At 42.1% G+C, this 4,444-nt stretch carries 2 protein-coding genes and 1 tRNA gene; 2 read left to right on the top strand and 1 reads right to left on the bottom strand.

The window, feature by feature from the left end; all coding sequences use genetic code 11:
- Nucleotides 1-146 precede the first annotated feature (146 nt).
- The gene (argG, locus tag VF675_RS13410; protein WP_179994760.1) at nucleotides 147-1,490 is read right to left on the bottom strand and encodes an argininosuccinate synthase; all 1,344 of its coding nucleotides are present in this window, start codon (nucleotides 1,488-1,490) and stop codon (nucleotides 147-149) included.
- A gap of 597 nt (nucleotides 1,491-2,087) precedes the next feature.
- Here argG and VF675_RS13405 point away from each other — a divergent pair.
- Nucleotides 2,088-4,121, top strand: a complete 2,034-nt coding sequence (locus VF675_RS13405) for an NADPH-dependent 2,4-dienoyl-CoA reductase (RefSeq protein WP_004972684.1) — start codon at nucleotides 2,088-2,090, stop codon at nucleotides 4,119-4,121.
- 129 nt (nucleotides 4,122-4,250) lie between these two features.
- Nucleotides 4,251-4,340, top strand: a tRNA-Ser gene (locus tag VF675_RS13400).
- The last annotated feature ends 104 nt before the right edge of the window (nucleotides 4,341-4,444 follow it).

Below are 4,444 nucleotides of genomic sequence, written 5' to 3'. Positions count from 1 at the left end.
TCCCACTTGAGTGAAAACGAAAGTGGTGGGAGTATGTCAATGCAGCTTTCATTTAGTATGAATTGTTTAGTCCTCATGTTTAAACAAACATAAAAAAGCCGCTCAATTTGAGCGGCTTTCGATTTCACAAAATCATCACCAAGTGATTATTTGTTTTTGTCTTTCAATTGTGGCACTGCAGAACCTGAACCAATCGACAATAAGCCAGAATTGGTATAAAGACCCAATTTAGCGCGTGTATCGGTAATGTCTAGGTTACGCATAGTTAACTGACCAATACGATCCATTGGCGTAAACATTGAATCACCTTTCTCCATAGTTAAACGCTCAGCTTCATAAGTGAGGTTCGGAGATTCAGTGTTCATAATGGTATAGTCATTACCACGACGTAATTCTAAAGTCACTGTACCAGTAATTGCTTTAGCCACCCAACGCTGCGCAGTTTCACGTAACATTAACGCTTGAGAATCGAACCAACGACCTTGATACAATAAACGACCTAAACGTAAACCGTTAATGCGGTATTGTTCAATCGTATCTTCGTTGTGAATACCCGTAACCAAACGCTCATAAGCAATGTGCAATAACGCCATGCCTGGTGCTTCATAAATACCGCGAGATTTTGCTTCAATAATACGGTTTTCGATTTGGTCAGACATCCCCAAACCATGACGACCACCAATACGGTTCGCTTCAAGAATCAACTCAACAGGGTTTTCAAAACGCTGACCGTTTAATGCAACTGGCATACCTTCTTCAAAGGTAACCGACACTTCTTCGGCTTTAACTTCAACGTCATCTTTCCAGAACGCCACGCCCATGATTGGATCAACGATTTTGATGCCAGCATCTAGGTACTCAAGGTCTTTCGCTTCGTGTGTTGCACCTAGCATGTTTGAGTCAGTTGAATAAGCTTTTTCTTTTGACATTTTATAGTCAAAACCATTGTCGATAAGGAATTGTGACATTTCCGCACGACCGCCTAATTCATCAATAAAGGTTTGGTCTAACCACGGCTTATAAATTTTAAGCGCAGGATTAGTCAATAAACCATAACGATAGAAACGCTCAATATCGTTACCTTTATAGGTTGAACCATCACCCCAGATGTTTACGTCATCTTCTTTCATGGCAGTCACTAGCATTGTACCTGTTACTGCACGACCAAGCGGGGTGGTGTTAAAGTAAGGCATACCGCCTGTGCTGATATGGAATGCACCACATTGAATGGCAGCAATACCTTCCAAAGCCAACTGCATACGGCAGTCAACCAAGACTGCTTTTACCGCACCGTATTCTTCGGCTTTCTTTGGAATGGCATCATAGTCATCTTCATCTGGCTGACCCAAGTTTGCGGTATACGCATATGGTTCAGCGCCTTTTTGCTTCATCCACAATAAAGCAGCTGAAGTATCTAGACCACCAGAAAAGGCGATACCGACTTTTTTGCCTACTGGTACATTCTGCAAGATAGTTGCATTATCAGTCATTGCTAGTCCTAACTTTTTTAAAATAGGCACCACATTTGGTGGCCAAGGAGAATTCTAAACTGCAAATTATAGCACTCTTTAAAATGCTTGTTTTCGTTAAAAAAGCGCATTTGATAAAAAAATCAGGTTCAGGCTTAAATTTTCATTTAGAAATGGCAAACTTGGTATAGATGTTGAAGATCAAAACCTGCAATTGGGATGGTGCAGAATAAAATCACTTTTACTTTTGGGCGGTTTTATATCAAGTTTATATCAAGAATAGTTAGGGTCTATTGCCAAGTTTCATAACGCAATCTGAGAAAGTTTTAGCCACATGAGCAAGAACAAAGCACTGCTTTGTTTGCTGCGCAAGGGGACAAGCATATTTTTTGCTGCTATTGCGTTATGAGTCAGTCATTTAGAATGACTAAATTTCCTGCCTCATGCCTTATATCAGCTAAAAAATAAGCGTCGTCGCAAACATAGAAGAAGTGTCAACAGACCCTATAAATTGACGTTTGCGCCACACAGTCGAACTTTAGAGTCATAAACAGTTTATAAAAATCGGTTAAAGTATTCATGCAACAAGTTGCAAAGCTCATTATATAAGGACTCATCATGACAACTCGCTATGCAAATATTCTAAAACCATTACATTTAGGATTTACCACCATTAAAAACCGTGTCGTGATGGGTTCAATGCACACGGGTTTGGAAGATCGTTTTTATAATTATCCAAAACTGGCTGCTTATTTTGGCGAACGTGCCAAAGGTGGCGTGGGTTTAATTATTACAGGTGGTATTTCACCTAACCGTCAAGGCTGGTTATTGCCTGCGGGCGGTACTATGAATACATTGGGCGATGTTGCACCACATCGATTAGTGACACATGCCGTACATAAGCATGGTGCGAAAATTTTAATGCAAATTCTGCATTCAGGACGCTATGGTTATCAACCATTTGTGGTGTCTGCAAGTCCGATTAAATCTCCAATTTCACCATTTAAACCACGTAAAATGAGTGAAAGACAAATTTTAAATACCATTGAAGATTATGCGAAAACAGCTAGTTTAGCCAAAATGGCAGGCTACGATGGTGTCGAAATTATGGGTTCGGAAGGCTATTTACTGAATCAGTTTTTAAGCCGTCATGTGAATCAGCGTGAAGACCAATGGGGCGGTACGATTGAAAACCGTATGCGTTTTGCTTTAGAAGTAGTCAAAGCCATTCGCGCCGAAGTGGGTGAAAAATTTATTATCTGCTTCCGCTTGTCGATGCTGGATTTAGTCCACGATGGCAATACCATGCACGAAGTGATTACCGTTGCCAAAGCCTTAGAGCATGCGGGTGTGAACTTGCTCAATACAGGGATTGGCTGGCATGAAGCGCGCATTCCAACCATCGTGACTTCTGTGCCACGCGCAGCTTTTGTTGATTACACCGCAGAAGTGAAAAAACACGTTGAGATTCCTGTAATTGCATCCAACCGTATTAATATGCCTGATACTGCAGAAGAAATATTGGCAGCGGGTAAAGCTGATATGATTCAAATGGCACGACCATTGTTGGCAGATGCGTTTTGGGTCAATAAAACTGCGACCAATCGTGTCAATGAAATTAACACCTGTATTGCCTGTAACCAAGCGTGTTTAGATCATACCTTTAAAAATCAGCGTGCGACTTGTTTGGTCAATCCGCGTGCAGCCTATGAAACTGAATTGGTCTATGAAAAAACCAAGCAACCGAAGCGTATTGCAGTTGTCGGTGGTGGTGTTGCGGGAATGTCTGCTGCTACAGTTGCTGCTAGTCGTGGTCACCATGTGACTTTATTTGAAGCCAGCAACGAAGTGGGCGGTCAATTCAACTTGGCAAAAGTCGTGCCGGGCAAAGAAGAATTTCACGAAACCATTCGCTACTTTAAAGTGCAAATTGAAAAAACTGGGGTCGATTTGCGTTTAAATACCAAAGTCAACCGCGAGCAACTCGAACGTGAAGGTTTTGATGAAGTGGTCATTGCAACAGGTGTAGTACCACGTGCTTTAAAAATTGAAGGCAGCGATGCACCGCAAGTATTATCTTATGCAGAAGTATTACGTGGTGCACCTGTTGGACAAAAAGTCGCTGTGATTGGTGCAGGCGGTATCGGTTTTGATGTGTCGGAGTTTTTACTGAAACCTGAACATCAGCCACAACCGCAGCCTTTGGCAGATTGGCAGCGTGAGTGGGGAGTCGATCCGAATCCTAACTATGTGACTGAAGGTGGTATGCTTGCTCCAGAAGTTCATCCCCCAGTCCGTGAAATTTATTTATTGCAACGTAAGACGACAGCTTTAGGTGCAGGTTTGGGTAAAACTTCAGGATGGGTACATCGTGCACAGTTGAAAAAACATGCGGTGCGTATGCTACGTGGTGTGCAATATAAAGCCATCAGCAATGAAGGCTTGTGGATTGAAATGGCAGGTCAAGACCAATTGTTACGTGTAGATAGCATTGTAGTCTGTGCAGGGCAGGAGTCGGTTAAAGATTTAATGCCTGCGGCAGATGAAAATACTTTGGCTAACTATCATATTATTGGTGGTGCAAAGCTTGCTGCAGAGTTAGATGCAAAACGTGCGATTCGTGAAGGGGCTGAATTGGCTGCTAAACTTTAAAAAGTGAGGTGGCTATGCTGTTGTTTTGATGAACTTTAGCGCTGATTTGGTGAAACAATATTCACTTGAGTGCTTGAGTGGTATTTTTTACTTGTCATCAAATCAAAAGCTTCGTATCATGGCCCACATGGAAGCGTGGCAGAGCGGTTTAATGCACCGGTCTTGAAAACCGACGAGGGCGCGAGTCCTCCGTGAGTTCGAATCTCACCGCTTCCGCCAAATATCAATGACTTAGCCCTGACATATTCAGGGCTTTGTTGTTTCTAGGGTTATGCAACGTAAGCCTGTAGTAAGCAAAAAATATTTAATTTTGAAATACTAAT

The organism is Acinetobacter sp. Lyrl_1 (genome assembly GCF_051948795.1).
Lineage (GTDB): Bacteria > Pseudomonadota > Gammaproteobacteria > Pseudomonadales > Moraxellaceae > Acinetobacter > Acinetobacter towneri.
Note: the sequence above shows the minus strand (reverse complement) of the source record. Positions and strands in the feature narration are given on the sequence as shown.